This window comes from bacterium (assembly GCA_023150945.1).
GTDB lineage: Bacteria > Zhuqueibacterota > Zhuqueibacteria > Zhuqueibacterales > Zhuqueibacteraceae > Coneutiohabitans.
The window spans coordinates 277840-302486 of the sequence record JAKLJX010000001.1 but is presented as its reverse complement, the minus strand read 5'-3'; the positions used below and the strand labels follow the sequence as shown (position 1 = coordinate 302486).

General features: G+C 59.7%; 15 protein-coding genes and 1 pseudogene. 4 read left to right on the top strand and 12 right to left on the bottom strand.

Annotation, left to right across the window (positions count from 1 at the left end):
* Window positions 1-6 precede the first annotated feature (6 nt).
* Window positions 7-672: an NAD(P)H-binding protein gene (locus tag L6R21_01205; GenBank protein ID MCK6557787.1), complete on the bottom strand. Its 666-nt coding sequence runs from the start codon at window positions 670-672 to the stop codon at window positions 7-9.
* A gap of 210 nt (window positions 673-882) precedes the next feature.
* On the opposite strand from L6R21_01205, the gene L6R21_01200 reads away from it, so the two are divergent.
* Both L6R21_01200 and L6R21_01195 read left to right on the top strand, forming a co-directional pair.
* A complete protein-coding gene (locus L6R21_01200) occupies window positions 883-1962 on the top strand; it encodes a hypothetical protein (protein MCK6557786.1) in 1080 nt (359 codons plus the stop codon).
* A gap of 48 nt (window positions 1963-2010) precedes the next feature.
* Complete coding sequence (locus L6R21_01195) at window positions 2011-2367, top strand: hypothetical protein (GenBank protein ID MCK6557785.1); 357 nt, start codon at window positions 2011-2013, stop codon at window positions 2365-2367.
* 534 nt (window positions 2368-2901) lie between these two features.
* Here the strand turns inward: L6R21_01195 and L6R21_01190 are convergent.
* The 5 genes from L6R21_01190 to L6R21_01170 all read right to left on the bottom strand — a co-directional run bounded on the left by L6R21_01190 (window position 2902) and on the right by L6R21_01170 (window position 12254).
* Entirely contained in the window at window positions 2902-5664 is a 2763-nt protein-coding gene (locus L6R21_01190; GenBank protein MCK6557784.1) for an AAA family ATPase, read from the bottom strand.
* Window positions 5661-6800: a DNA repair exonuclease gene (locus L6R21_01185; protein MCK6557783.1), complete on the bottom strand. Its 1140-nt coding sequence runs from the start codon at window positions 6798-6800 to the stop codon at window positions 5661-5663. The genes L6R21_01190 and L6R21_01185 overlap by 4 nt, the downstream gene beginning before the upstream one ends.
* A gap of 310 nt (window positions 6801-7110) precedes the next feature.
* Window positions 7111-10035 carry an ATP-dependent helicase gene (locus tag L6R21_01180; protein ID MCK6557782.1) on the bottom strand — a complete coding sequence of 975 codons (2925 nt, stop codon included), beginning with the start codon at window positions 10033-10035 and terminating at the stop codon, window positions 7111-7113.
* 145 nt (window positions 10036-10180) lie between these two features.
* Window positions 10181-11014, bottom strand: coding sequence for a M23 family metallopeptidase (locus L6R21_01175; GenBank protein ID MCK6557781.1), 834 nt, complete (start codon window positions 11012-11014; stop codon window positions 10181-10183).
* 382 nt (window positions 11015-11396) lie between these two features.
* A complete protein-coding gene (locus L6R21_01170) occupies window positions 11397-12254 on the bottom strand; it encodes a sigma-70 family RNA polymerase sigma factor (GenBank protein MCK6557780.1) in 858 nt (285 codons plus the stop codon).
* Window positions 12255-12616: 362 nt separating this feature from the next.
* On the opposite strand from L6R21_01170, the gene L6R21_01165 reads away from it, so the two are divergent.
* A complete protein-coding gene (locus L6R21_01165; GenBank protein MCK6557779.1) occupies window positions 12617-13702 on the top strand; it encodes a hypothetical protein in 1086 nt (361 codons plus the stop codon).
* Here L6R21_01165 and rlmN read toward each other — a convergent pair.
* Complete coding sequence (gene rlmN / locus L6R21_01160; GenBank protein ID MCK6557778.1) at window positions 13676-14728, bottom strand: 23S rRNA (adenine(2503)-C(2))-methyltransferase RlmN; 1053 nt, start codon at window positions 14726-14728, stop codon at window positions 13676-13678. The genes L6R21_01165 and rlmN overlap by 27 nt on opposite strands.
* A gap of 799 nt (window positions 14729-15527) precedes the next feature.
* Between rlmN and L6R21_01155 the strand changes: the two genes are divergently transcribed.
* Entirely contained in the window at window positions 15528-17897 is a 2370-nt protein-coding gene (locus tag L6R21_01155) for a multicopper oxidase domain-containing protein (protein MCK6557777.1), read from the top strand.
* 142 nt (window positions 17898-18039) lie between these two features.
* Here L6R21_01155 and glsA read toward each other — a convergent pair whose 3' ends face one another.
* The 5 genes and pseudogenes from glsA to ftsH form a co-directional block, all read right to left on the bottom strand.
* The gene (gene glsA, locus L6R21_01150) at window positions 18040-18984 is read right to left on the bottom strand and encodes a glutaminase A (GenBank protein MCK6557776.1); all 945 of its coding nucleotides are present in this window, start codon (window positions 18982-18984) and stop codon (window positions 18040-18042) included.
* 15 nt (window positions 18985-18999) lie between these two features.
* The gene (gene cdaA, locus L6R21_01145) at window positions 19000-19782 is read right to left on the bottom strand and encodes a diadenylate cyclase CdaA (GenBank protein ID MCK6557775.1); all 783 of its coding nucleotides are present in this window, start codon (window positions 19780-19782) and stop codon (window positions 19000-19002) included.
* Window positions 19783-19871: 89 nt separating this feature from the next.
* The gene (gene folP / locus L6R21_01140) at window positions 19872-21089 is read right to left on the bottom strand and encodes a dihydropteroate synthase (protein ID MCK6557774.1); all 1218 of its coding nucleotides are present in this window, start codon (window positions 21087-21089) and stop codon (window positions 19872-19874) included.
* Window positions 21086-22645: a tetratricopeptide repeat protein gene (locus L6R21_01135; protein MCK6557773.1), complete on the bottom strand. Its 1560-nt coding sequence runs from the start codon at window positions 22643-22645 to the stop codon at window positions 21086-21088. Before L6R21_01135 ends, folP begins: the two co-directional genes overlap by 4 nt.
* Before the next feature lie 50 nt (window positions 22646-22695).
* A pseudogene (gene ftsH / locus L6R21_01130) lies at window positions 22696-24636 on the bottom strand (ATP-dependent zinc metalloprotease FtsH).
* Window positions 24637-24647: the final 11 nt, after the last annotated feature.

The following is a 24647-nucleotide window of genomic DNA, read 5'->3' as shown; positions in this document are numbered from 1 at the left end:
ACACAATCATAACCGCATGAATCGAATCTCCGGCACTTCCATCACGCGAATGCCGGCCGCCGGATGTTCGAGGGCGTGAACCAGCGCGGCGATCATTTGCGCAAGCGTGACCAAGCCCAGCCGCTGCGCGGTGGCGCGCGTACTGGGCAATTGCTCACCCAACCAGTAGAGAGGCTGCAACAGATGCGGCCAGCGATGGCCAGGGCCGAGCACATACCACGGCCGGACGAAGGTCGCGCTCAGGCCGCTGCCGCGTATCAGCGCTTCACATTCGGCGCGCACCTGCACATAGGCTTTCATCACTGGCGCCGGTTGCGCCACGCTGACATAAACCATGTGCGCGATGCCACCGGTGCGGGCCGCGGCCACGGCTGCCTGCACCGAGGCCAGATCAACCGTGCGGAAGAGCGGCGCTTTCGCCGGCCCGGGATGGGAAACGCCCACGAGATGGACAAACGTGTCTGCCGGCGGCACGCGCGCAGCAAACGATTGAGAAACGAGAGCATCGCCGGCAATCGTCATGCAACCTGCCGGCAGCTTGCTCTCCGAGCCGGGCCGCACCAAAGCCCGCACTTCATGGCCACGCTGCAACAACGCGGGAATCAGATGGCGGCCGAGATAACCGCTGCCGCCGGTAATGAAGAGGCGGCGAGGTTTGTGCGCAGACGTCATGTGAGCGTTGGCCATTTCTGCATGGGCACATTGTGAAAGTAAGATTTGCCGCGCTTCCGGCTGCGGCATCGCACTGGCGTGCAGCGCGGCAAGTGGGCTGAAACATACAGAATCTCACCGGCATTCTCAAGGGCTTTTGTTTTTTGCCTTGCCTTCGCAAAAGGAATATGACTATATTCGTGCGCCATTCATTGATCGGGAATCCAACGTATGACTAATTTCGAGCCTGTTGATCGCCTGCAAGATGATTTCGTTTTGGCCAAGCAGGGCGACCGGCCTTCCCTGGATCGTTTGCTGGAGCGGCTGCGGCCGCAAGTCGTGGCCACCTGCTACCGCCTCATCGGCAATTTGGAAGACGCCGAAGATGCGGCGCAGGAGGCGCTCATCAGCATCGTCGAAGGCGTGGCCGCGGCCGAGCCGGAAGAGACCTGGCAGGCACTGGTGCACCGTTGCTCCGTCGCCGCCAGCCTGGAGGCCATTCATGCCGCCCTCCGGCAGCAGGCCGAGGACAACGGCGCGGCCGAGGACGGCGCGAGTGCTCGGCCGACAGTCGAGCCACTGCTCACCGGCAAGACACCGCTGGCGGATATCGATCGAATTGAAGCCACGCCGCAACGTTCTGTCGCGACCTATGAGAGCCTGTCATTGGTGTTTGTCAATGTCCTGCATCTGCTGGCACCGGAAACGCGCGCCCTGTTTCTGCTGACGGATATTCTCGGCGCCAGCGAGGCACACGCGGCGAGCGCGCTGCAGCTCAGCGCCGAGCAAATGCAGGAGCATCTCGCGTTCGCACGCAGGACCATTCACGCGGCGCAAAGCAAACTGCCGCGTCACCCCCTCCTCCCCAGCCATCCCATGGCGGTGAAGATCATGCGCCGGCTGGCCCGCGCGCTGATGCGGACCAATCCCGTGCAGCTCACGGCGTTGTTGGATCAACAGGCGGCGCTGGTGATTCCGGCAATCGGCTCCTTTCACGGCCCGGAGGCCATTGCCACGCAATTCAATCGCCTGTTCGAAGTCGGCCTGGCGCCGCATGCCACCACTTTGATCGAAATCAACGGCCAGTCCGGTTTGCTGTGTTACCGCAAACGCCGCGAACGCAGCGGTCTGCGCTATTATCCCACCCTGGCGCTCGCGCTGATGATCACGCGGACCCTGCCAGCAGCATTCAAGATCGTTCGCATCGACATGATCACTGATCAAAAAGTCATGCGCAAGCTCGGCAAGCTCGTACCCTATCGCAAACCGGCCGCTCCGGCCACAGGCAGCAACGGCACAGATCAACCCTGAGGACGGCACGACGGCAAACGGGCGGCAAGCAATACCGGGGAGCACAACATGAAGCAAACGGTGAAGAATTATCTGCGCGCGGTGGATCTCGGCCATCCGCCGCGCCATCCCGACAAAGTTGAAGCAGAGTTGAACCAGCTGCTTTCTGATATTCGCGGCTCCAAGGAATTTCGGGCGTTGAAAATCGTACACGGCTATGGCAGCCACGGCCGCGGCGGCGCGACCCGCGAAACCGTGCGCGATTGGGCCTATCGCTTTCAACGCCACTTGCGCGCCGTGATCTATGGGGAAGACTACAGCATTTTCGATGATGACACTCAGGAAATGCGGGAAGAATGCGGACAAGTCGAAGACCCGGACCTGGGCCAAGCTAATCCCGGCATTACCATTTTGTGGATCAAGTGACTGTCTCATCTTCCATTTTTGTAATTCGGTTCTGTAAGACTATCCTGCCAATGGCCTCCATTTTTCCATTTTCATGAAGAGCACTCTGCGCTTCGCAGCTCCCGCGGGCTGCTAAACCTCTGCAACCACACACGTTGACGCGGGATACCCGCCTTGCTTTTCATCATATGCGTTTTGACGCAGTACTGGCACACCGGTTGCTATTCGAGAAATCAGAGTTATTCTTGTCGTCGACAGGAGAGTTGGCGAAAGCGAACTTTGCATCCGGCTCATGACCGTGGCTGTTAGCAGATGTGGCAGGACTTCCTCCTTTCCGCGGAGAGCATGACGCTCGCCGCCCCTCACGGTTGGCCGGATGCTTTCTTTTTGGGATTCATCGGAACGCCGCGTGGCGATTGACATAGATATGGCTCCCCCTCACAGCCAAGAAGGCCTGAATCACCTGATTCGGGCCTTTTTTTTTGCGGCAAGCGGGAATGCGGGCAGGAAATCAATGCGGGCAAGACTGCGCCGCTGAATTGGAGGGTGTAAAACTCAAATCGCGATGATCGCCTCTGCGCCCTGGCGTGCGCGGAAATAATTCGCCACTTGAATGTCTTTGGTGAAATAGAAAATCTGGTGGGACTCCGCCAGCTCGGCGAAGATCGCCAGAGCTTCGCGCAGGCGGGTTTCATCGGCGTGCGCCAGCGGATCATCGAGCAGCAGCGGCATGGTTTCGCCACTCCTGGCGAACAGCTCGACCACGCCCGCGCGCAACAGCAGATAAATCTGCTCGCGCGTGCCGAAACTGAGCTTCTCGAGATCGACCGGCGCCTCATACTGGCTCGGCAGCAGGCGCACGGCAAACGTCGAGGGATCAACCAGCGCGGTAAGGTATCTGCCGTTGGTGAGTTTCTGCACATGCTGGCTGAGAAACTCGTTGAGGCGCGGCGCGAAATCGCGATGCAGCCGCTGGGCGGCCTGCGTCATGGTTTCGTGAGCGAGTTCGAGGGCGCGGCGGGCGCGCTCAAAGCGGGCGACATCCGCCTCGACCAGCGCGATTTCTTCCTCCAGCTCCGCGAGCAGTGGTTGGCCCTGCAGCCGCGCGGCAATGCGCTCGTGGGTCGCCGCCAACGTCTGTTGCAGGCTGTTCCTCTCGCTCAGCAAGCTGTCGCGCTTCTCGCGCAATGCCGCCACTCCCGCTTCGGAAACTTCCACGGCTCTGGCTGCGGCCGGCGGCAGCGCCGCGAGCTGGGCTTCGAGCTGGGCGAGTTGCGCATGGATGGTCTCGACGGTTTCGCCTTCGAGAATTTCGCGGCTGAGCGTGGCCGCCTGTTGCTGCTGCAGCCGCAACGTCTCGAGATACTCCCGCTTCTGGCAGTTGGCCAGGAAAATTTGAAACGCCTTCTCCCCCACCGGCTCGTCGAGGTGGGCGAGCTTCAGCAATTCTTCGAGCTGCCATCTCGTTTTGGCGAGGTTGGCGGAGCTTTCCGCCTGCTGCGCCAGGATCTCGTTGCGGCGCTGCCGCTGCGTATTGCCTTCACTCCACAGGCGGTGGCTTTCCTCCAAATTCTTCTCCGCCACCGGCAGGGAATCCGGGCCGACATAACTGATGCCGAGCGCCGACATCCACGGCTGCAGCTCGTCCTCGATCTGCTTGCGTTCGAATTCCAGCTTTTGATGGATCTGTTTGAAGCCGGCCAGGGCCTGATGCTGGGCGCGGCGCTGCGCCAGATCGGCGACGCTCTCGATGCCGAAGCGAAGCTGCAGGCTGTGGAACTCGTCGCGGTTGGCCATGTATTTCTCTTCGACGCTCACCAGGTTGAAATTCAGACTGCGGCTGCGGCTGTTCCATTGAATGTTGACCACGGCCACGATGACCAGAATGATGACGCTCAGACCGAACACCAGCATGTTGGAGAAATCAAAGCTCGTGCTGCTGGTGGAAGCCACCACGTAGAGCATGGAAACGCCGGCCACCAAACCCGCAAACGCGAGCACGCGGCGCCAGTAGGCGACGTTGCGATGAAACAGATCATACTCCTTGCGAATCCTGGTGACTTCATCATCCGATTGCTGCACCTTGGTTTCGAGTGCCTTGTAGTTTTCGAGATCCTCGTCGGTCATGCTGGCGAGCGCCTGGCGGTCTTCCTCCTTCAAACCGGCGCGGGCAAAGGCCTGATCGGCATCGCTGGCGCGGTTACCGGCCTCGATGGATTCATGGTACTTGTCCTGCCAGCGCCGGCACAACACCCGGAAATCTTCGATCGCAGAAATCTCCCAGAGCTTTTCCAGCGACTGCATCACTTTGCTTTTTTCCGCGAGCGCCATCAGGCGCAATTCGACGTTGTTGGCTTCGCTGGCGAGATTGGCCAGATGCCGCTCGAGGTAGAGAAATTCATCGCGCAGTTTGAAGAACTCCTCTTTGCGGCCCATGGGGAAATTTTCGAACAGCGCCAACTCCGCCATTTCCGCGCCGAGCTTGGCGCGCTGCTCTTCATTGAGCTGCCAGCGTTGCAGCCGGCGGCGCAGGAGTTCCATCTGGGTGAGCAGAATCTGGCGATCGAGCGCCGCGATTTGCGCGTTCAGCTCGTCGAGATCGAGCGTGAGGCGCTCCCTCTTCTCGTAATCTTCCTGCACCGCGCGTTGCGTTGCCAGGCGCAGAGCGTGGGTTTCGTGCAGATCATCCAGGCGGGCGCGGGCCATGGCCAGCAGCGTCTTTTGGGAACGATCGCTGCCCAATTCGCGCATCTTCAGCTCCAGGCGTTCGAGCGCGCGTTCCGCCGAGGTTTCCGTCACCGCGGAATCGAGCAGCCGCAGAATGGCATCGGACACGGCGTTGGACTCGCGTGCCTGCAGGCTGCGCAACGCCCCCTGCCCGATGCAGGCGGTGGCAAGAAAAACCTCGCGCGACATGCCAGCCTGCTTCTCCATGAAATCGACGCGGCCATGCCGGCCGCGGCTGAACCGGCCGGTGACCTCTTCGCCGGTGAGGCCGTCAAACAACTGGGTGGTGACCTCGTCACTGGCAAAATCGCGGTGCACGATCAACCGGCCGCCGTCTGCGAGTTGATAGTGCAGGCTGCCGGCATAGTCGGTGCCGTTGCGCCACGGCCGGAAGCGGGCATGCGTCTCGCGTTCACGAGGCAAGGCCCGCTGGTTGTCGTAAAAGCCGTAGAGCAACGCCACAATCGCCTGCTGCAAGGTGGACTTGCCGGCTTCATTCGGGCCAAAGATGACATTGATCCGCGGTTGAAACTGAAAATCGCGGCTGCTCAAACAGCCGAAGGCTTTGAGGTGAAGTTCAATGAGTTTCATCGCAGGGTGATGTCCTCATGTTCAAACGCCTGCATGCCGTAGTCCAGCGCTTCGAGATAAAGCGCGCGTTGTTCCGGCTCCTGGTCCATCGCCGCCAGCAGGTCGCGAATAAAAGCGCCGCGCACCGTGGGCTCGCTGGCAAGTGCAGTCAGGTCGATCGCCGGCCGCGTGTCGTTTTCCAGGTAGAGGAAGCCGAAGCCCTTTTCGACGCGCCGGGTGATGGCTTCAAGCTCAAGACGGAGCGTAGGCTCGGCCTCGCCGGTGAGGCGCAACCGCACGAGTTTGTCGCGATAGTGTCCCTCGCCGGCGAGCGCCAGAATGCGCTCGATGAGCTGATCGCGATGGCTGCAGCCGGCCACGCTCAACTCCAGGGTTGCGAAATGCAGTTTCGCCAGCGCGATGAATTCGAGCACCGGCTTCTGTTCCGGCTCCAAATGCACGAGCGTGACACCATGCTCGCCCTTTTCTTGAAAATGCAGCGGCTCAGGGCTGCCGGAGTAGACCGCAAGCACGCCCTCCTCCTGCACGACTTTGCGCGTGTGATAATGGCCGAGCAGCGCCAGCGCAAAACCGCCCTCCCGAATATCCGCCAGCGTGAGCGGCGCGTGACTGCGGCTGCCTTCGAAATTCGCCGGCGCCAGGCTGGCATGCAGCAGGAGAATGGGAACGCGCCGGCCGCTGGCCGCCGGCAAAACGAAGCCGCTCAGAAAATTGTGGCGATCACTCGGACTCAGGTGCGCCGCCGACCACAAACTGTAGGGCGGCGGCAAACGCCACTCGCTGAGCGCATGGCTGACCGCAATGCGCACGTTTTCCGGCCAACGCCCGCGCTGATAAAGAGAAGCGGCATCGGCAGCATCGTGATTTCCCGGCGCGATGAACACGGGAATCGGCGCCAGGCGCTCGAATTCCTGCGCCAGAAAAGCGGCCGTGTCGGGATTGAGCTTCTCGCGTTCGAACAAATCACCGGCAATCGTGACCGCATTGACGTGGCGCTGCTTGGCGAGATCAACGATGGCGCGCAGCGTCGAGCGCAACTGTTCGCGGCACCGGCGGGCGATCTCCGCAGGCAGCCGGCTCGCGGCAAAGGCCGCGTCGAGATGGAGGTCGGAAAAATGGAGAATGGTGAAGGGCACGGGCGGCTCCCGCATTCGTGCTGGTAAAAACCCGAAACCAACGCGCTACGACTGAAAAAACCGCCGTAAACGATAATCAATTTCTTTGTGGAAGTAAAGCTTGAAATTGGGAGGCCGGAGGGAAACTCAAAGGAGAATGTTGCAAAAGGGCGCACCAACAGCTCACCAAATCACGAATCACTCCTATCCCTGGCACAAGCGCAGATCATTACCAGCCGCAATTCATCAATCCCGTGCCGTTGTTTTCCTCCCGAAAGCAATAGACCGGAGGGGTGGGGAAAAACCAGGGAGAATCCGCCTTTTTGTCAATTCAACTGTTGTCCGCCGCGGGGCAAATATCATTGAGCGCGCAAAACGGGCAGGCGCCGGGGCCGGGGGTGGCGTGATAGTCGCGCTGGCGAATGCCCGCGGCGGCAGTTTGCACGTGTTCACGAATCGTGCGCAGATAGAGCTCTTTGCGCGGCACCTCGCCGAGCATGCCGGATTCGAGAAAATACAATCGCCAGCCATCGACCGGCTGGCCAAACCGTTCCTCATAGGCCCAGGCATAAAGCCGCAATTGCCGGCTCTTCATCGCCCGTTCGCGCGCCTTGTCCGCGTCTTCAACGGCGGAGGACTTGAAATCGGTGATCACGAGGCGGCCATCGGCAAGCTGGTCGATGCGATCCCAGCGGCCGCTGATGACATTGTTTTCGAAGGTGAACTTGAACGGCTCTTCCACATACAGCGGCCGGGCCGGATCAGCCTCCTGCTGCGCGAAGAAACGGCGCAAGGCCTCCTCCCCGGCGGCGAAGCGCAGTTGTTCATGCTCGCGGCTCAGATAGCCGTGGCTGCGCCATTTGGCCCGGTACACTGCCAGCAGTTCTTCGACGGTGACGCTTTCGCGGCGGAACTTGCGGCGATTATAAAGCTGCACCACTTCATGCAGCAGCCTGCCATAGACGATGGTATGATGCTCGGCCACCGGCACGTGCAGAACGTGAATGTATTTATACTTCAGCGGACAGGTCAGATAGTCATCGAGTTTGCGTTGATCGAGATGCAACACCTGATCCGGCGGAATCGGGCCGGCCGCCGGTGACTGCCGGGCGCCGGGCTGATCGAAGCGCGCCAGCGCCTCGAAGGGCGAGGCTTTGATCACGTCATCATCGGCGTGCGCATCATCCAGCGCTTCGCGTACGAAGCTGCTGACTTTGCGCAAGCGCGCGCCGCCATAGTCGCGGCTGCTGGTGAGATAAAGCTCATTCTGCGCGCGCGTCATGCCAACATAAAACAGCCGGCGCTCTTCCTGCAGATGAAAATCGCCCTCGGGCAGAACCTCTTTGATGATCGCCTCCGGCAACTCGATGGTCGAGTTGCGGGATTGCACCGGAAAGCGGCCTTCCACCAGGCCCACCATGAACACCACCGGAAATTCCAAACCCTTGGCTTTGTGCAGCGTCATCACCTGCACCGCGTCGGCATCGAGATCGGCCATAGCCGTGCCGGGGTCGTCGCCGAACTCCCGCAGCAGCTCGAGATGATTGACGAAGAAGGTCAAATCACCGGGCGTGGTGAAATACGAATAGTTCTGCACCGTTTGAAAGAACTTCGTCAGGTTGCCGATCTTCTCGTCCGCGGCTGCGGTTTCACCGCGCGCCAGGCTGCTGAGATAGCCGGAGTCTTTGAGAAACGTGTAGAGCACGGTGTAAGCCGGCGCCTGGCGGGACAATTCGAGATACTTCTCATTGTCGGCAATCAGCTTCTCCGCCGTCGCCCTGCCCTCGGCCGACAGCGGTTGTTCCCACTCGAATTGTCCCGGCTCTTTGAAAATGCGAAAAAGGGTGCGATGCGTTGCGGCGTGCACCTGCAGCGCGGCCTGCAAGTCACGCATGGGCATGGCGTAGACTTCGCTCTGCGCCAGATGGTAAAGATTCTGCGAATCCAGCGGATTGGCGATGCTCTTGAGAAAGCAAATCAGCAAGCGCACTTCTTCCCGCTGATACAGACCGTAGTTGCCGGAAAAGCGATGGGGCAGGCCGGCCTCCGCGAGCGCGCGCAGGAAGGGATCAGCGGCATTGTTGGAGCGCACCAGAATGCAAAAATCCTGGTGGCGCGCCGCGCCGGCTTGCAGACGGTCGCGAATATGCTGCGCCACGGCCGCCGCTTCGTTGCTGACGGTGTCGAAATGCCAGTGTGCCACCGGCTGGCCGCCCGGCGACTTGCCGGTCAGCTTCTTGTTGATCTGCTGTTTGACCTCCAGCCGGTTGGGATCGTTGTGCCGGATCAGGCGGTAGGCGGCGTCGAGAATCGCCTGGGTCGAGCGGTAGTTCTGTGTGAGCACGACGTGGCGCGCGTGCGGGTAGGTTTGCGTGAAATTGAGAATATTGCTGATCGCCGCGCCGCGGAATTTGTAGATCGATTGATCGTCATCAGCAACCACCGTGAGATTCTGGTGGCCGGCAGCCAGTTCCTTGACCAGTTGAAACTGCGCGTAATTGGTGTCTTGAAACTCATCGACGAGAATATAGCGATAGCGTTCCTGCAGCCGGCGGCGAACGTCGGGATGTGCGCGCAGCAATTCCAGGGAGTAGGTGATTTGATCGCCAAAGTCGGCGCAGCCCGTTTGCGCCAGCAATTTCTGATAGGCCTGGTAGCAGCGCGCCAGCTCCTGCTGTTTTTCCGCGGCGCGCCGGCCGGCCTCGTCGTCCGCGGGTGTTTCCGCCAGCAGCTTTTCCGCGAAAGCGAGATACTCTGCCGGTGAAATGTCTTCGTCTTTCAAGCGGCTGAAATGGCGCAGCAATTCGTGCAGGAATTTGGTGGGATCACCCAGCGGGCGGTAGTGATGCAGGGGCAGGTCAAAGAGATGCTCATGCAGAAACAGGGCTTGTTCCGCGGCGCTCAGCAGCCGGAAATCGGGGTTCAGCCCGAGGTCAACGGCGAACTCACGCACCAGCTTGTCGCCGAAGGCGTGAAACGTTGCGATGGTGAAGCCCACTTCACCGTAAGGCACCAGCGTATCGACGCGGGACTCCATTTCGGCCGCGGCTTTTTCAGTGAAGGTGAGCGCGAGGATTTGGTCGGGCCGGGCATACTGTGCCGCCACCAGATAGGCAATGCGGCGGGTAATGACCCCGGTCTTGCCCGTGCCGGCGCCGGCGATGATTACCAGCGGGCCGGCGAGGTGTTCCACCGCCGCGTGCTGCTGCGGATTGAGGGAGGCGAGAATCTCGTTGATTGAAAATTCGTGCGGCATTGCCATCCGGCAAGAGAAGCCCCGCAGGCAAGGATGGGCTGGCAGTCAGGAGGGGCGGAGCTTGCTCTCTTTCAGGTCAAAAGTCCAGGAATAAAAAAAGCGCACTTCCGGCCTCGGAAGGCGCTTGGCCATCATGCAAGCTGTTTCAATTGAGAAAGAAATTCTGAGGATCGACCGGTGAGTCGTCCTTGTGCACTTCGAAATGGAGATGGGGGCCGGTGGTGCGGCCGGTGTTGCCGACCAGGCCGATGACGTCCCAGCGTTCGATGCGCTGGCCTTCCTTCACCCAGACTTCGGAGAGGTGGCCGTAAAGAGTTTTGTAGCCATAGCCGTGATCGATGATGACATGCCGGCCATAGCCCTGGCCCAGGCTGTAGGTTGCCTTGGCCGCCACCACCACGCCCGCGGCTGCGGCATAGACTTCGGTTCCGATCTCCGCGGAAATGTCCACTCCGTAGTGGTGCTTCACGCGCTCGATGAAGGGATCCAGCCGTTTGCCGTATTTGTCGGTGATGCGTCCGGCTTCGACGGGGCGAATCGAGGGAGTGTGTTTGAGCTGGGCGTTGTCGTTCGCGATTTTTTCCTTCACTTCTTTGTTGTTGTCGAAGTGCAGGGCGATGCGGCGTTCAAGCTCGGCGAGCGTTTGATTCACCTGCCGGGTTTCACTTCTGACGGTTTCGGGCAGCAGGTTCAAATCCACGTCGACATAGGTGCCCAGCGCGCCGCCGGTGCCGGCCTTGCGCACGTCGGGGTCGAGGCGTGGGAGTTCGGCATAGACGCGCAGGTCATCGTCGTTTTGTTCGACAACTTGCATGCGGCTGTCAAGCTCAGTGACCTTGGCGCTCATGTGTTGGAGCTGCTTGGTCAGGGCCTGATTGGTTCGGTTGAGTCTGGTGATGCTTTCGTCCTTGTAGAAGTCGGTGAACAGAGCAATCGAAGAACCGACCATCAATAGCATCACGACGAATGATGAGAACATAATAGATATGATCCTCTTCCACGACAAATTAACCGTTCTGACTTCCGACCCCTGAAGCGAAAATAAGATCAGCTTAATCTTCTTATCGCCCATGATTCCCTTCCTCCGTGATTGGGGACGTTGCAGTGGACTTAAGTTGACTGTAGCTCGGGGGTGCTGGTCGTGTTGTGGTTAAGAGCGATACACATACTCCGTTCCTCCCCGTGCACCACGGGTTCCGATTAATTCGTGAAACCATCCTAGTCTTGCTTTCTGAAATAATTGTCTGTGCAATAGTTGGATGAGCCTAATCTACCCCGCTAACGCTCCAATGTCAACGGGAATCTTGGTCAGGAGGCTCATGAACCCGGCCGGCGGCGGTTCCTCGTCCTGAGGCGGGCCGTCAACCGAGATAACTGCGGAGCGGCTTGCTGCGCGAAGCATGCCGGAGACGCTTGATCGCCTTCTCCTTGATTTGCCGCACCCGCTCGCGCGTCAGTTTGAAAAGTTCACCAATTTCTTCGAGGGTCAGCGGATGTTCGCGTCCCAAGCCAAAATAGAGCTTGACGACCTCCGCTTCGCGTTCGGTCAGCGTCTCCAGCGCCCGCTCGACTTCGATGCGCAGCGACTCGCTCATGAGATTATTGTCCGGCGAGGGCATCTCCTCGTTTTCCAGCACGTCCAACAGCCGGCTCTCCTCATCTTGATTGAAAGGAGCATCCAGGGAGACATGCTTGCCGGAAATCTTTAAGGTATCTGAGACTTCATATGGCGTCATCTCGACTTTGTCGGCGATTTCGTGCGCGGAAGGCTCGCGTTCGAATTCCTGTTCCAGCGAGCTGAGCGCCTTGCCGATTTTGTTGAGAGCGCCGACACGGTTGAGCGGCAGACGGACGACGCGAGATTGCTCCGCCAGCGCTTGTAGAATGGACTGGCGAATCCACCAGACAGCGTAGGATATGAATTTGAACCCTCGTGTCTCATCAAAACGGCTCGCCGCCTTGATCAGTCCGAGGTTACCCTCATTGATCAAATCACCTAACGAAAGACCTTGATTTTGATACTGTTTAGCAACGCTGACTACGAAACGCAGATTGGCTTTGGTAAGTCTCTCTAATGCTTCTTCATCACCCTTCTTAATGCGCTTGGCGAGCTCGATCTCAGCTTCGGGGGATAGTAGAGGAACTTCACTAATTTCCTGGAGGTACTTCTCTAGGGACTGATCCGTTCTGGAACGGTTCGCACCCGTGAGTCTCGCCACACTCCCTCCTTCAAATTGGGTGATGCGTCTCTTGCATTATGCAGAGTTATTTCTCGAAAGCGTGGCAATCTACAAATTTTCAATTATTTTGTCAACAACTTCGTTTGCCACCCCTTGGGGCGGTTCCTCCACGGTGGCGCACGAAGCCGGTGACGATTTTCCGTAAAAAAATTGTGCTTTCTCCCTTTCCGCACAGGCAGCGCTTGCTTTTATGTTAATTTCTGCTAGTTTTTCCGCTCGCAGACCCGGCGTTGCCCGCAGTGGCTGCAGGAATTCCGGGCAGCGCGCGCGAGCGGCTGCCGCCGCTGGGCGAGACCGCCCAGCAATGACTTTTCGAAAACGTTTTGATGGATCGAAACCCCATGACAGGACGCCTGTTGCAAAAAGATAATCTTTTCAAAGAACTCCTGGTGCGTTGGCTGGCGGCCGCTACCGTCTTGCTCAGTACCGTATCTAGCTACCCGCAGGAGAAAAGGGCTGCGGAAATCGATTCCCTGCTGCAAGCCTCGGTGCATTGCACCATCAACCAGGAGTATGGCCGGGCACTCGCCGCCATCGACCGCGCCATTGCGCTTGCCCCCAACCATCCCCTCGGTCATCTCTTCCGCGCCGCCACCCTGCAGTCGATCATGCTCGACTATGAGGACAGCAGTGAGGAGAAGGAATTTTACAAAAGCTTAAGAAAGTGCCGGGAGCTTGCCGAAAAACAACTCCGGCAGCATCCCAACGATGCGGCCGCGCACTTCTTTCTCGGCAGCGCCTACGGCTATGAGTCTTTCTATGTCTCCAAGCATCGCCGTTATCTCGAAGCGTTTCATCACGGCGTGAAGACCATCCGCCACCTGGAGGCAGCCATTCGCCTGGATCCCACGCTTTATGATGCTTATCTCGGCATTGGCAGTTACAAGTACTATCGCAGCAAGCTCAGCAAGAAGCTTCCCGTTCCGCTCTTTTCCGACGAGCGCGAAGCCGGCATCCGAATGATCAGACAGGCCGTCGCCCACGGCCAGTATGCGCGCTATGCCGCCATCAACGGCCTCACCTGGATTCTGCTCGAGGAAGCCCGCCCCGAGGAAGCTTTCGCCCTGGCCGATTCCGCCCTGCGCCAGTTTCCCAACAGCCGCTTCTTTCTCTGGGGCGCGGCCGAGTCTGCCGTGCGGCTGGGCCGCCATGAACAGGCGCTGGACTACTACCGCCAGATCATGACCACGCTGCAACAGGAGAAGAAACTCTCCCCCTACCTCGAGGCGGTGTGCCGCACCAAAATGGCACGAGTCAGTTTTCAGGCAGGGCAAACCGAGGCGGGCTGCAACGAATTGGCGAGAGCTTCCCAGTTGCGCGTGCCCCGCGATGACTGGCACAAGGACATCAAGAAGGAAATCGAGGGATTGAAGCTCCAGTGCCTCAGCCCGGCGGCCGCCTCAAACGGCCACTCGACCGCGCACTGATCGCTCGGCCTTGGTCCAGAGTTGGCCGCAAGCAGCGTCGATGTCGTCTCCCTTGCTCCAGCGCAGCGTCACCGGCGCGGGCAAGTTTTGCAGCCGGCGATAAAACGCCTCGATGCGCTCAGCCGACGGCCGCTGAAAATTCTCATCCACGGCATTGTAGGGAATCAGGTTGATCTTGCAGGGAATGCCGGCCACGAGCTTCTTGAGGCGGTCGGCCTCCTGCACGCTGTCATTCACCCCCGCCAGCAGCACATACTCGAACGTCACCCGCTGTTTTGCCTGCCGCGTATAGTCCCGCGCGGCTGCCAGCAAATCCGCAATCGGATACTTGCGATTGAGCGGCATCAGCCGGTCTCTCACCTCGTCGGTGGTGGCATTGAGTGAGATCGCCAGCCGGTACTTGTGGCCCTCCGCGGCGAACTGCCGAATCTTGGGGATCAGCCCGCTGGTGGAAATCACAATGTGCCGTTGCCCAAGATTCGGGCCTTCGGCATCGGCCATGAGCTGGCAGGCCTTGATCACTGCCTCATAGTTGTTCAGCGGCTCTCCCATTCCCATCAACACGACATTGGTGACCTTCCTGCCGCACACGCGCTGCGCAGTCAGCAGTTGATTGATGATCTCGCCGGCGGTGAGATTGCGCAACAGCCCCATTTTGCCGGTGGCGCAAAACGCACAGTCAATCGGGCAACCGACCTGCGAAGAAAGGCACAGCGTGTGGCGCCCCTCCTCGGCCATCATCACACTTTCGACCTGCAGACCATCCGGTAGACGAAACAACAGTTTTTCAGTATCGCCGTTGCGGGAGATTTTGCGCTGCACGAGTTCGAGCGGCGCCAGTTCAGCGACTTCCGCCAAGCGTGCGCGCAACGCCAGCGCCAGGTTGGTCATCTCCGCAAAATGCGCGGCCGAGCGGCCATAGATCCACTGAAAAAGCTGGCGAGCGCGATAGGGTTTTTCGCCCAGCGCAACGCAGAAGGCGGCAATCTCTTCTCGGCTCATGCCGAGGAGGTTTTGCTTGGTCATGGTACTTGAAAAATGGCTTGACTTTGCATTCGTGACGGTTTACTGGCCCTGACCCACCGGAGGCGGGGCGTTGACTTGCGGACTCCACTCGCAAAGCACGCCGGCGATGGCCTTTCGAATCCTGCCGCTTGTGGCCGACCACATCTGGCCAGCAACATAATGAAGACGGTCGCTCCAAAAAGTTCCGCGGGATCTGGAAGGCCGGCCGCGGCCGGCAAACCGGCAGTCCGTGAGTGCCTGTGCCTTTCACCCAACTGAACGGAATTCAAAATATTCGCATTCTTGAAAAAATTCTCGTACCGCTTTCCCAATCATGCCAATTCAATTCATTCCAATTGTATTGCGGTTGCCGGTACATAATGATGCAGCGCTCATGGAAACACATGCTTAACTCTTGCAAATTATTCCCTGCTTATGCCGCAAAAACTGGCATCAATATTGTCTATCGAGGTACCCAGGTGGCTCCGGGTTTTGCTCAAACTCAGCAATTGACAGTAGATTGTGACTTGGAACTACAATCACCTCTCAACGCATTTGTGCGACCACACATTTCGGGTCGACTTTGTTTGATTCTGGCTGTCCCACCTACCAGGTTGTGATTTCAGTTCGCAGTAACGAGTTCATACCTTCTTTGGGAGTTGGCGTTTTTTCAATTCTATCCTGACCATGCCTGTTCTTTGCGACGGGAGGTGATGCCGGCAACTTGCGAGATGAGAGAGCTTCTGTTGTCGCTAATCAACGCACAGGTTTCTGGAGGTCGATTTTCCAATGATCGGCCACTCGAAAGAGGTGAAGCATTATGGATCGACGCGAATTCATCAAGATCACCGGCATTGCCGGCGCCGGCCTTTTTCTGCCCACAAAATGGTTGGGGACAAAGAAGCTCTTTGCTGCTCTGCCAGGCGGAACACTGGACCCCACCTTGCTGTCCAAGTACGTATCGCCGCTCGCCAAGCCGCCGGTATTCGCCCGCACTACCCAGATCAAATTCGGCAAGCTTGTCAAGGTGCAATACTATGAACTGGCGGTTCGGCAATTCCAGCAACAAATTCTGCCAGCCGGGCAACCAAAGACCACGGTGTGGAGCTACGGTCCGGCGAATGACCCGCGAACCGTGGCGCAGGGCGGGCAATACTTTTATCCCGCCTTCACCATCGAAAACCAGTGGCTCAAGCCGACGGCTATCAAATGGGTCAACGGCCTGGTTGATGCCAATGGCAATTATCTTCCTCATCTTCTTCCCATCGACCAAACGCTGCATTGGGCCAACCCGCCGGGCGGAGCCATGATGCGCGACATGCGCGGCAGTGACCCAACGCCTTACCTCGGGCCGGTGCCGATGGTCACCCATGTGCACGGCGCCCACACAACGGAAGAGAGCGACGGCTATGCCGAGGCTTGGTACCTTCCCGATGCCAAGAATATTCCGGGCGGCTATGCTCGCACAGGCACGTTCTACGATTACTTTGCACAGAAGTACGGGCTGCTCAATCTGCCCAAGTATTGGGGTCCGGGCAAGGCCACTTTCGCTTATCCCAACAACCAGCGCGCCACCACGCTATGGTATCATGACCATACGCTCGGCATGACGCGCTCCAACGTTTATGCCGGACCCGCCGGCTTCTACTTGATTCGCGGTGGCCCGAGCGATGCCGTTGGCGGCAAGTTGCCCGGCCCGGCACCCAGCGTCGGCTCCAATCCCTTCGGCACCTTCTATGAGATTCCGCTCGCCATCCAAGACCGCGCCTTCAATGCCGACGGCTCGCTTTTCTATCCCGAGCATCGCGCCTTTTTCGAAGGCTTGAACCCCGCGCAGTTGCAGATTCCCTTCATCCCGGAGGAAGCCTGCGATGGCCTGGCCAGCGAGGTCTCGCCCATTTGGAATCCGGAGTTTTTTGGCAACACCATGGTGGTCAATGGCCAGACCTGGCCCTATCTGGAGGTGGAGCAGCGGCGCTACCGTTTCCGGCTCCTGAACGGCTGCAATTCCCGCTTCCTGATTCTCAAAATGGACAACGGCCTGCCGTTTTACCAAATCGGCGCGGAAGGCGGTTTTCTGCCAACACCCGTGCAGCTTGATCGACTGTTGCTGTCACCCGCTGAGCGCGCGGATGTCATTGTCGATTTCACCAATGTGCCGGTTGGTACGGAGATTATTCTGTTGAACCTCGGGCCGGATGCGCCCTTTGCCGGCGGTGTGCCGGGAGTGGATTTTGATCCGGCCGATCCCTCCACCACCGGCCAAGTTATGCAATTCCGCGTCATCTCTTCGACCGGCGTGGACACCAGCACGCCGCCGATGCGATTGCGGCTGCCGGCTGTGCCTGCGCTGGGCGCCTCAGTGACCACCCGGCAGGTCTCTCTCAACGAGGAAGAATCCAGAACCGTGCGCGCCTCCGAGGATGGTTCGGGCAACATTGTGCTGGATTGCGAAAACGGCGCGCCCTTTGGCCCGACTGCGGCACTGTTGGGCACGCTCACTCCCGCCGGCACCGGTGCGCCACTCATGTGGATGGACAATATCTCGGAAAATCCCGGCGTCGGCGACACCGAAACCTGGGAAATCCACAACTTCACCATGGATTCCCACCCGATTCATGTGCATCAAGTTCAGTTCCAGGTTGTCAATCGGGAAAACAAGATGACCGGCATGGTGCGTGGGCCGGAGCCCTGGGAAATGGGCTACAAAGACACCGTCATCGCCTATCCGGATGAGATCACCCGCATCAAGGCAAAGTTTGACCTTCCCGGCTTCTACGTTTGGCACTGCCACATCGTGGAGCATGAAGACAACGAGATGATGCGGCCGTTCCATGTTGGGCCGATTCCGGCAAACGCGCCGGCACACAAGGCGTCGGCAAGCAATGCCACCGCAGAGGCCAAGCCACCGCGCGAGTTTGTTCTGGAGCAGAATTATCCCAATCCCTTCAATCCCTCGACCAACATCCGATTCCAGATGCCGGCCGCGGAACAAGTCGAGCTCCGCATCTTCAACGCGCTTGGACAGGAGGTTCGCACCTTGGCGAACGGAAGATTCGAGGCCGGCCGTCACACTTTCATGTGGGATGGCAGGGATAACCAAGGCCGGACCGTCGCCAGCGGCATCTACATTTGCCGCATGACTGCCGGCAAATTCACCCAAAGCCGGCTGATGAATCTCATCCGTTAGTCCTGAGTATCAGCGACCGGCCTTTCTGCTTTTCATCAAGCGGGCCGGAGGCGTGGTTCGGTTGACCTGGTGTCGCCGGGCTGCTGCCTCTGGTCCGCTTTTTTGAGGAGGAGGCCAGCATGCCAGCCGGTTGCCACCGGCCTCAACGCGGCAAAGCGAAGTGCCATCCCAATTGCTGCGCCAGAAACTCGAGCATGACATGGCCGCGCACGCTGCCGCCTTTGCTGTTGATGCGCGGGCTGGCCACAGCAATGCCGCCGCAGCCCGTGGCCACCGCCACGATCACGCCCGAAACGCCGCTCTTCGCGGGCAAGCCGGTGCGCACGAGATGGCTGCCGGATTCATCATACAAGCCGCAGGTTGCCATGATCGCGACAATCGAGCTGACGGTGCGGGCCGACAGCAGGCGCACGCCTGCCGCCGTCAAGCCGCCGTGCGCCAAAATCATGGCCAAGTGGGAAGCGTGCGCGACATGGGTTTCCAGCGAACACAGCGCGAAGTAGGTATCGAGCACGTCCTCGACTTCACCCATAACCACGCCGTTGCTTTTCATCAAATACGCCAGCGCGCGGTTGCGGTCGCCGGTGCGGCGCTCCGATTCATAAACGCTGAAGTTGAGGTTGGGCCGCATGCCGAGCAGCCGCTCCGCCCATTTCTCGACCCACGGAAAACGCTCCGCCATGTTGGTGCCGGGCAGATGGCTGCACAGGGCAATCGCGCCGGCATTGACCAGGGGATTGGGCGGCACCGGGCCGTGAAAATCAAGCTGGGCCACGGAGGCGAAGGCACTGCCGGAGGGTTCCACGCCGATCCAGGAAAATACCTGATTCTCGCCAAACTCTTCCACCATTCCCAACAACAGAATCAGCTTGGCTACGCTCTGCAGCGTGAAGCGATGTGCCGCGGCATCGCCGGCGGTCAGGCAGGTGCCGTCCAACAGCGTGATCGCCACGCTGGTCAATTCGGGATCGACGCGCGCCAACTCCGGAATATAGGACGCCAGCGTTCCGGCGTGATGAGCACGCGCCTGCGCCACAGCTTGATCAAGCACGGACTGAATGCGATCGTGTGACAGCGGCAAGCTCATGCCCGCTCTCCGGTTTCACTTTTTGGGCAACACATGCAGCGAGGTCAGCAAAATATTCTCCAGCTCTTCTTCGCTCAAGTCCGCCAGCAAATGCCCGTCTTTGGCAATGGAAATCTGCCCGGTTTCCTCGGAAGTGACGATCACCAAAGCATCGGATTCTTCCGACAGCCCCAGGGCGGCGCGATGGCGCGTGCCGTAGCGCCGTTCCAGCATGTCACTTTGCGACAGCGGCAAAATGGCCTTGGCGGCGATGACTTCTTCGTTCTCGATGATAATGGCGCCGTCATGCAGCGGCGATTTGGGACTGAAGAAGGCCAGCAGCACCGGCGCGGAAACCGCGGCTTGCAGCTTGATGCCGGTCTCCACCACCGAGCGAATGGCGTGATTGCGGACGATCACAATCAACGAACCGTGTCGCACGCGCGACAATTCCTGCACCGCGCGGACGATTTCATCGACCAACTGTGAGCCGGTGACTTTGACGAAGAAGCGAATCAGCGGGCTTTGGCCGAGATGCACCAGCATGCGGCGCAGCTCCGGCTGAAAAAGAATGACAAAGGCTATGAGCCAGATGGTTTCCAGCCGGCCGAAAATCCAACTCAAGCCGCTCATGCCCAAAATTTGCGCGAGCAGCGAAACGGTGAGAATGAGCAGCAGCCCGACTGCCATCTGCGCCGCGCGCGACCCTCGAATGAACAAATAGAGGCGATACATCACGAAGCTGATCGCCAGGATGTCGAGCACATCCAGCAGCGTGACGCGCAAAAACGCGATGCGGAAGAGTTCGAGGTCAGGCATAGACGGTCAATGGATGAGGGCGCCGGCAGAGGCGGCGCCGGAATCTGGCGGCGGGCTGCTCCCCCGCGACGTACGGCGGTCGCCGTGGTTTATGCGGTATATCCGAAGCGGCCGGCAATCAGGTCGGCAATGTGTGCCACCCGCCGCATTTCTTCGACGTCATGCACGCGCACGAGGTGGGCACCGTTGTTGACGGCGAGCGCCACGGCCGCGGCCGTGCCTTCCAGCCGCTGATCCGGCGGCAGATTCAGCACGGAGCCGACGAATGATTTGCGGGAAGGTCCGACGAGAATTGGGCAGCCCAGTCCGTGCAACTCCTCCAGGCGGCGGAGGATCTCGAAATTGTGTTCGAGACGTTTGCCGAAGCCGATGCCGGGATCGATGAGAATGCGTTCATGTGGAATGCCCGCCTGCATGGCGGCTTCCACCCGCGCCTCCAGATGCAGGTAGATTTCATCGAGCAGGTTTTCGTAAGTGGGGTCCGACTGCATGTTCGCCGGCGTGCCCTTGAGGTGCATCAAGATCACTACGGCCTGATGCTGCGCCACGACCTCCGCCATGTGGGGATCGAACAAGAAGCCGCTGATGTCGTTTACGATCGCCGCGCCGGCTTGGAGCGCTGCCTCCGCCACGGCTGCTTTGTAGGTGTCGATGCTGAGGGGAATTTCAGCTTTTTGGCTCAGGGCTTCGATCACCGGCAGCACCCGTGCCATCTCTTCTTCTGCCGATACCGGCTCGGCGCCTTCGCCATAAACACCTTTCGGCCGGGTGGATTCGCCGCCAATATCGATGAGATCCGCGCCGGCCTCCGCCATCTGCAGGCCGTGGGCGATCGCATGCTCGTGGCCATGATAACGCCCGCCATCATAGAAGGAGTCCGGTGTGCAATTGAGCACGCCCATCACCAGTGTCGGTCCCCCCACGATCATGCTGCACTTTGGGCTGTCGATGACGAATTCGGTGCGCGTTTGATTTTCAAGGAAGACGCGCAACTCGCGCGCAAAAGCGGCTTCATTGCTGGCGAACAACTGGCGGCCCAGCGCCAATTGCCGCAGTTGCTCCTCATCGGTGAAGAGATAGGCAAGGCCGGGTGCGGCGAGCCAGCACGGTATGTCACGCAATGAAAATGCCGAGAGTAGATTCTTGGAAAACTCCTGCTCCCGGCAGATGACTTTCAAAACCCAGGGATAACGGCGCACGCGGCGGGCAAACTCCTCGGCGCGCAGGCCGCGCTCGCCCTTCAACTCGGCCTGCAGATCCGGTTCATGGTCGAGAAAGAGGCGGCGGATCGAATAGCTGGCCATCATTTCTTCTCGAGTTTCTCCGGCAGCAGGTTCTCGGGCACCTCGCCGCGCTGCAGCAGGAGATTGTAGAGATGCTCGCGCGCCTCGCCGGCAAACGTATCGTGATCGCCCGTGCTCAAGCGAATGCGTTCGCGCAAGTACTGAATCGCCCGGTCCATCTCCTGCCGTTTTTCATAGATATAGGCAAGATAGAGCCGCGCATCGGCGTGATCGTTGAGGCGGAGGGCGCGTTCGAACAAACGAATCGCCGTGTCGAAATCATCCTGGTTGTAATAGGCAATGCCGAGATTGTAGTAGGCATCGGCGTTGCGGGGATCCAGCTTGAGAATATGCTCGTACAGCGGCAGGATTTGCAGCAAATCGTTGCGGGTGAGGTAAATGCGGCCCAGCATCATGAGCACCGGCAGATGATTGGGATTGAGGCGGCGATACTTTTCCAGCAGCGCGACGGCTTCCTCGCGGCGATTTTCCAGCAGAAGCTGATTGGCCGTGGCAATGGCGGCTTCGACATCCAGCGGATTGAGCGCCAGCGCCTGCGCGCACAACTCGTATTCGTCTTCGAATCCCAATTCACCGAGGCGGCTGGCATGCAACTGCGCGAAGCGGAGATAGATTTTGCTGTGCAGCGAATCCCGGGCGAAGGCGCGGCGCAAGGCTTGATCGGCCTCGTTCCATTTTCTCGCATAGAGATAACATTGGCCGAGCGCCAGCCAGGTTTCGGCGCGCAGAGTGTCCCGTTGCACCGCCGCAGCCACAACCGGAATCAGCGGACGCAGAGAATCCTGCCAGGCCCGTTCGGACAGCCGCAGGCGCGCCAGGTGTTGCAGCGTGCTGCGCGCCGCCAACACCGCAAACTCCGGCGTCAGGCTGTCACTCGCGGCCAGCGCGCGGGCGGCCGGCGCAGCCTGCGCGTAATCGCCGCGCAGGAATTCGAGATAGGCTTGGTAGTAACGAGGGTCCGCGGGAAGCAAATGAGCCGGCGACTGTGCCTGGGCATTATGCGGCTCAGAAATATCGAGATGTTGGAGAGTCTTTGTTTTGATTTCGGCAATCGCCGCGGGAGCATGGTTGCCGGCGGCCGCAGCGTCTTCCTGAAACAGCGGCTGCAACCGGCCCGCTGCGTAGAGTTGGAATTCGAGCTGCAGATGGCCATTCGCGCGGTGATAAACGCCGCGACCAACGTAATCCAGCCCCAGCTCGCCGGCGAGATGGACCAGATAGCCCGGCCGTGACAGCGAATCAAGGGCGGCGATTTCGAAGAGGGATTCCACCGGCAGAACGTGGATGGCCTGCCGGCCGGAACTGCGCAATTGTGCAGCCAGCATGTCCGCAAACGCCAAACCCTCTGCCGTGAGCGCAAGGGTATCGCCTTCTGCATGCAGGAATGGCGCCAGGACCAGCCGTTTTTCCACATCGGCGAAGCGGCGGTGTTCGCGCAGAGAGAGGGCGAATTGCGCCGCCGCGCCGGCAGCCACCACCAACAAGGCCGCTAGCAGGAATGCCCTCGTGCTGAGGGCATTGCTGTAGCGGCGGAGATTCCACAGGATGAGTAAGACCACTCCACAACCAATCAGGATGAAAATTGTCCCTGGCGGGATCGTCATGGCGGTCAGGCTTCAGTGGCGGGTTGAGTGGGTTGCGTGGGTTGCGCCTCCGTGCTTTCACTGCCGGCGGTGGGACGGCCGTTGCCGGCTTCCCCGGGGCCTTCCAGTTGCAGCCGGGCGCTGTTGAGCACGGCATCGATTTCCGCGCCGTCGAGCAATTCCTTTTCCAACAGCGCGGTGGCGAGCGCGTGCAGTTGCCGCACGTTTTCGCTGAGAATCTCGTACGCTTTTTGCGAAGCTTCCGTGACGATCTTTCTCACTTCATCGTCGATCTTCTGCGCGGTCAGTTCGCTGTAGTCGCGATGCTGGGCGATTTCGCGGCCGAGAAAGATCTCTTCCTGCTTCTTGCCGAAAGCCAGCGGGCCCATCACGTCGCTCATGCCCCAGTCGCACACCATGCGCCGCGCCAGTTCGGTGGCGCGCTCGATGTCGTTACCGGCGCCGGTGGTGGTTTCCTGAAAAATGATCCGCTCGGCTTCGCGGCCGCCCATGAGATGAACCAGCAGGGCTTCGCAATAGCTCTTCGAGTAGTTGTGCTTTTCGTCCATCGGCAGGGAGGTGGTGAGACCCAGCGCCCGGCCGCGGGGAATGATCGTGACTTTGTGAATCGGGTCGGAGCCCGGTGTGTACTTCGCCACCAGCACGTGGCCCGCTTCATGGTAGGCGGTGATGCGCTTTTCCTTGTCGCTGATCAACAGGCTGCGGCGTTCGGCTCCCATCAACACGCGATCCTTGGCTTCTTCCATGTCGCGCATTTCGACGAGATTCTTGTTCTTGCGTGCCGCCAGGAGCGCGGCTTCATTGACCAGGTTGGCGAGATCCGCGCCGGAGAAACCGGGCGTGCCCTTGGCCAGCACGGTCAGATCGACGTTGTCAGCCATCGCGATTTTTTTGGAATGCACTTTCAGGATGCCTTCGCGGCCGCGCACGTCCGGCCGGTCAACCACGATTTGGCGGTCGAAACGGCCGGGCCGCAGCAGTGCCTGATCGAGCACATCGGGGCGGTTGGTGGCGGCGATGAGAATCACGCCTTCATTGGAGTCGAAGCCGTCCATCTCCACCAGCAATTGATTCAGCGTCTGTTCGCGCTCATCGTGGCCGCCGCCCAGGCCGGCGCCGCGATGGCGGCCGACCGCGTCGATCTCATCGATGAAAATGATGCAGGGCGCATTGCGCTGGCCCTGTTCGAACAAGTCGCGCACGCGCGAGGCGCCGACGCCGACGAACATCTCGACGAAGTCGGCACCCGACATGCTGAAGAACGGCACACCGGCTTCGCCGGCCACGGCTTTGGCGAGCAGCGTTTTGCCGGTTCCGGGCGGACCGAGCAGCAGCGCGCCTTTGGGAATTTTGCCGCCCAGGCGCTGGAATTTCTCCGGGTCGCGCAGAAATTCGATGATCTCGCGCAATTCCTGCTTGGCTTCGTCCGCGCCGGCGACGTCATCAAAGGTCACCTTCGGCCGGTTGTTGCTGGCCAGCCGCGCACGCGAGCGGCCAAAAGTGAAGATGCTCTTGGTGCCGGCGCCCTGCATGCGGCGCAAAAGGAAAAGCCAGAAGAAGGCGACCAACACCCACGGCAGCAGATTCAGGAAATAATTCCACCACTCCACCGTTTTGGGTCGCACGTCGACTTCGAGGTTGTACTTCGAGTTCCAGGCGCTCACCGTCTCGAAGGAGAGCTCGCGCGGCAGAAAAACTTTGATGTTGGCATACTGCTTGGTATCATCGGCCGCCAGTTGCAGGGGCGTGCGCAACTGGCCCTGAATCTCGTCGCTGCGAATCACCACCTTCTGCAGCTTCTGGCCCTCCAGCAGCTCGATGAATTGGCTGAAGGTGATCTGTTTTTCCTCCGGCTCCTGCCGTTCCCAACTGAGCGTGATCCAAATCGCCAGCAGCAAAACCGCCAGCCAAAAGGTCAGGGTGCGCGAAGCGCGAGCCCACTGGAAGTTGTTGTTGT

What these genes read in the sequence shown, in the direction of transcription:
- L6R21_01205 (MCK6557787.1), bottom strand. Translation starts at nt 672, where the DNA reads ATGACGTCTGCGCACAAACCTCGCCGCCTCTTCATTACCGGCGGCAGC.
- L6R21_01200 (MCK6557786.1), top strand. Translation starts at nt 883, where the DNA reads ATGACTAATTTCGAGCCTGTTGATCGCCTGCAAGATGATTTCGTTTTG.
- L6R21_01195 (MCK6557785.1), top strand. Translation starts at nt 2,011, where the DNA reads ATGAAGCAAACGGTGAAGAATTATCTGCGCGCGGTGGATCTCGGCCAT.
- L6R21_01190 (MCK6557784.1), bottom strand. Translation starts at nt 5,664, where the DNA reads ATGAAACTCATTGAACTTCACCTCAAAGCCTTCGGCTGTTTGAGCAGC.
- L6R21_01180 (MCK6557782.1), bottom strand. Translation starts at nt 10,035, where the DNA reads ATGCCGCACGAATTTTCAATCAACGAGATTCTCGCCTCCCTCAATCCG.
- L6R21_01175 (MCK6557781.1), bottom strand. Translation starts at nt 11,014, where the DNA reads ATGTTCTCATCATTCGTCGTGATGCTATTGATGGTCGGTTCTTCGATT.
- L6R21_01165 (MCK6557779.1), top strand. Translation starts at nt 12,617, where the DNA reads ATGACAGGACGCCTGTTGCAAAAAGATAATCTTTTCAAAGAACTCCTG.
- rlmN (MCK6557778.1), bottom strand. Translation starts at nt 14,728, where the DNA reads ATGACCAAGCAAAACCTCCTCGGCATGAGCCGAGAAGAGATTGCCGCC.
- L6R21_01155 (MCK6557777.1), top strand. Translation starts at nt 15,528, where the DNA reads ATGGATCGACGCGAATTCATCAAGATCACCGGCATTGCCGGCGCCGGC.
- glsA (MCK6557776.1), bottom strand. Translation starts at nt 18,984, where the DNA reads ATGAGCTTGCCGCTGTCACACGATCGCATTCAGTCCGTGCTTGATCAA.
- cdaA (MCK6557775.1), bottom strand. Translation starts at nt 19,782, where the DNA reads ATGCCTGACCTCGAACTCTTCCGCATCGCGTTTTTGCGCGTCACGCTG.
- folP (MCK6557774.1), bottom strand. Translation starts at nt 21,089, where the DNA reads ATGATGGCCAGCTATTCGATCCGCCGCCTCTTTCTCGACCATGAACCG.